Here is a 4,182-nt window from a genome sequence, read left to right on the forward strand (position 1 = left end):
CTCAAAGGAATTGACGGGGGCCCGCACAAGCGGCGGAGCATGCGGATTAATTCGATGCAACGCGAAGAACCTTACCAAGGCTTGACATGTACGAGAAAGCCCCAGAGATGGGGTTCTCTTTGGACACTCGTACACAGGTGGTGCATGGTTGTCGTCAGCTCGTGTCGTGAGATGTTGGGTTAAGTCCCGCAACGAGCGCAACCCTTATCCTATGTTGCCAGCGGGTTATGCCGGGGACTCATGGGAGACTGCCGGGGTCAACTCGGAGGAAGGTGGGGATGACGTCAAATCATCATGCCCCTTATGTCTTGGGCTTCACGCATGCTACAATGGCCGGTACAGAGGGCTGCGATACCGTGAGGTGGAGCGAATCCCAAAAAGCCGGTCTCAGTTCGGATCGGGGTCTGCAACTCGACCCCGTGAAGTCGGAGTCGCTAGTAATCGCAGATCAGCAACGCTGCGGTGAATACGTTCCCGGGCCTTGTACACACCGCCCGTCAAGTCACGAAAGTTGGTAACACCCGAAGCTCACGGCCCAACCCCTTGTGGGAGGGAGTGGTCGAAGGTGGGACTGGCGATTGGGACTAAGTCGTAACAAGGTAGCCGTACCGGAAGGTGCGGCTGGATCACCTCCTTTCTAAGGAGCTCATCTCCATCAGGCCCCACATAGTAGGGGTCGCCGACTGGCTCTTCGGAGCGAGGGTTGGTGCTGGTGGCAGAGGCCATGCCCGGGCCGTACGTGCCTGGGGTGGTTGCTCATGGGTGGAACATTGACGAAGAGTCTCCCTGTTCGGGGTGGCTGCTAGTACGCCAGGGGCGTCCTTCTTCGGGAGGGTGTCACGGGTTGGAACGTGGTCGTCCGGGTGGTGGGGGTTCGCCAAGCACACTGTTGGGTCCTGAGGCAACCGGCCGGCTCTGCTCCTTCGTGGGGTGGGGTGTGTCGAGTGTTTCTGGTTCGAGTACGGGTCACGAGGTTCGTGTCATACCCGCCAAGGCTGTCCTTCGGGGCAGGGGTTGGTAGTGGTGTCACGAGGTTGCCTGGTGGGTTCGTCCGTTGCTTGAGAACTGCATAGTGGACGCGAGCATCTTTGAAATTTTCCAAGATTGCGATCGTGAGACGTATGACCATGGGTCTTTGGCTTGTGGTTGTTGTTTTGTGGTCATCTTGGTTTCTGTGATTGTAGTGTTGCCTGAAGTTTTTTAGGGCACATTGGTGGATGCCTTGGCACTAGGAGCCGAAGAAGGACGTTGTAGCCTGCGATAATCCTCGGGGAGTTGGCAGACGAGCTGTGATCCGAGGGTCTCCGAATGGGGGAACCCAGCCGAAGTCATGTTCGGTTACCCGCGCCTGAATGTATAGGGCGTGTGGAGGGAACGTCGGGAAGTGAAACATCTCAGTACCGACAGGAAGAGATATTCCGTGAGTAGTGGCGAGCGAAAGCGGATGAGGCCAAACCGTATGCGTGTCAAGCTGTCAGGCGTTGCGTGTGCGGGGTTGTGGGACCTTCTGGAAGAATCTGACAGTTCTTCAGCCAGTAAGAAAGCCGTGTCATAGTCGAACCGGGTTGAATACCGGACCGTAGTGGGTGGGAGTCCCGTAGACGAAATGGTGCGGCCTGGTTGAGGGGATCCCAAGTAGCACGGGGCCCGTGAAATCTCGTGTGAATCTGGCAAGACCACTTGCTAAGCCTAAATACTACCTAGTGACCGATAGCGGACAAGTACCGTGAGGGAAAGGTGAAAAGTACCCCGGGAGGGGAGTGAAATAGTACCTGAAACCGTGTGCCTACAATCCGTCGGAGCCTCCCTAGTAGGGGTGACGGCGTGCCTTTTGAAGAATGAGCCTGCGAGTTAGTGCTCGGTGGCGAGGTTAACCCGTGTGGGGTATCCGTAGCGAAAGCGAGTCCGAATAGGGCGATTGAGTCGCCGGGTCTAGACCCGAAGCGAAGTGATCTAGCCATGGGCAGGTTGAAGCGCCGGTAAGACGGCGTGGAGGACCGAACCCACCAGGGTTGAAAACCTGGGGGATGACCTGTGGTTAGGGGTGAAAGGCCAATCAAACTTCGTGATAGCTGGTTCTCCCCGAAATGCATTTAGGTGCAGCGTCGCGTGTTTCTTACCGGAGGTAGAGCTACTGGATGGCTAATGGGCCTCACCAGGTTACTGACGTCAGCCAAACTCCGAATGCCGGTAAGTGCAAGCGCGGCAGTGAGACTGCGGGGGATAAGCTCCGTGGTCGAGAGGGAAACAGCCCAGATCACCGGCTAAGGCCCCTAAGCGTGTGCTCAGTGGGAAAGGATGTGGAGTTGCACAGACAACCAGGAGGTTGGCTTAGAAGCAGCCACCCTTGAAAGAGTGCGTAATAGCTCACTGGTCAAGTGATTCCGCGCCGACAATGTAGCGGGGCTCAAGCACACCGCCGAAGCCGTGGCACTCACACGTTAGCCCAGCACCAGACTTGTTCTGTGTGTTCAGGTGTGTGGGTGGGTAGGGGAGCGTCGTGTGGGCAGTGAAGTCGCGGAGTGATCCAGCGGTGGAGCCTACACGAGTGAGAATGCAGGCATGAGTAGCGAATGACGGGTGTGAATCCCGTCCGCCGAATGACCAAGGGTTCCAGGGCCAGGTTCATCCGCCCTGGGTAAGTCGGGACCTAAGGCGAGGCCGACAGGCGTAGTCGATGGACAAGGAGTTGATATTCTCCTACCGGCGAAGTACCGCCCATACCGAGCCCGGTGATACTAACCACCCCGGACCTGCACCGTCACCTTCGGGTGACATCGTAGGCGAGGCGTGGGACCTGATCCGGTAGTAGGTAAGCGTGTTAACAGGGGTGACGCAGGAAGGTAGCCAGGCGTGGCGATGGTTGTCCATGTCCAAGGTCGTAGCCCGTCCCATAGGCAAATCCGTGGGGCATGAAGGGTGAGAGCTGATAGAGACCGCGTATGCGGGAATCTGGTGATCCTATGCTGCCTAGAAAAGCCTCGACGCGAGGGACTAGCCGCCCGTACCCTAAACCGACTCAGGTGGTCAGGTAGAGAATACTAAGGCGATCGAGAGAATCGTGGTTAAGGAACTCGGCAAAATGCCCCCGTAACTTCGGGAGAAGGGGGGCCTGAACCGTTAACCCACTTGCTGGGGGACGCGGGGAGGGCCGCAGAGACCAGGGAGAAGCGACTGTTTACTAAAAACACAGGTCCGTGCGAAGTCGCAAGACGATGTATACGGACTGACGCCTGCCCGGTGCTGGAAGGTTAAGAGGACGGGTCAGCCTTTGGCGAAGCCCAGAATTTAAGCCCCAGTAAACGGCGGTGGTAACTATAACCATCCTAAGGTAGCGAAATTCCTTGTCGGGTAAGTTCCGACCTGCACGAATGGCGTAACGACTTCTCCGCTGTCTCAACCGCGAACTCGGCGAAATTGCACTACGAGTAAAGATGCTCGTTACGCGCAGCAGGACGGAAAGACCCCGGGACCTTTACTATAGCTTGGTATTGGTGTTCGGTGCGGTTTGTGTAGGATAGGTGGGAGACTGTGAAGCCAGGGCGCCAGCTCGGGTGGAGTCATTGTTGAAATACCACTCTGATCGCTTCGGATGTCTAACCTCGGTCCGTGATCCGGATCAGGGACAGTGCCTGGTGGGTAGTTTAACTGGGGCGGTTGCCTCCTAAAATGTAACGGAGGCGCTCAAAGGTTCCCTCAGCCTGGTTGGCAATCAGGTATCGAGTGCAAGTGCACAAGGGAGCTTGACTGTGAGACCGACAGGTCGAGCAGGGACGAAAGTCGGAACTAGTGATCCGGCGGTGGCTTGTGGAAGCGCCGTCGCTCAACGGATAAAAGGTACCCCGGGGATAACAGGCTGATCTTGCCCAAGAGTCCATATCGACGGCATGGTTTGGCACCTCGATGTCGGCTCGTCGCATCCTGGGGCTGGAGTAGGTCCCAAGGGTTGGGCTGTTCGCCCATTAAAGCGGTACGCGAGCTGGGTTTAGAACGTCGTGAGACAGTTCGGTCCCTATCCGCTGCGCGCGCAGGAAACTTGAGAAGGGCTGTCCCTAGTACGAGAGGACCGGGACGGACGAACCTCTGGTGTGCCAGTTGTTCCGCCAGGAGCACGGCTGGTTGGCTACGTTCGGAAGGGATAACCGCTGAAAGCATCTAAGCGGGAAGCCTGCTTCGAGATGA

The 4,182-nt window shown here is 57.2% G+C and carries 2 rRNA genes; both read left to right on the forward strand.

Going from position 1 to position 4,182, the window contains the following annotated elements:
- Window positions 1–637 (forward strand): 16S ribosomal RNA (locus LUU90_RS26350); the annotation flags it as partial.
- Between the two features lie 552 nt (window positions 638–1,189).
- A 23S ribosomal RNA gene (locus LUU90_RS26355) occupies window positions 1,190–4,182 on the forward strand; the annotation flags it as partial.

Origin of the sequence: Promicromonospora iranensis (genome assembly GCF_028994775.1) — a bacterium.
Taxonomy (GTDB): domain Bacteria; phylum Actinomycetota; class Actinomycetes; order Actinomycetales; family Cellulomonadaceae; genus Promicromonospora; species Promicromonospora iranensis_A.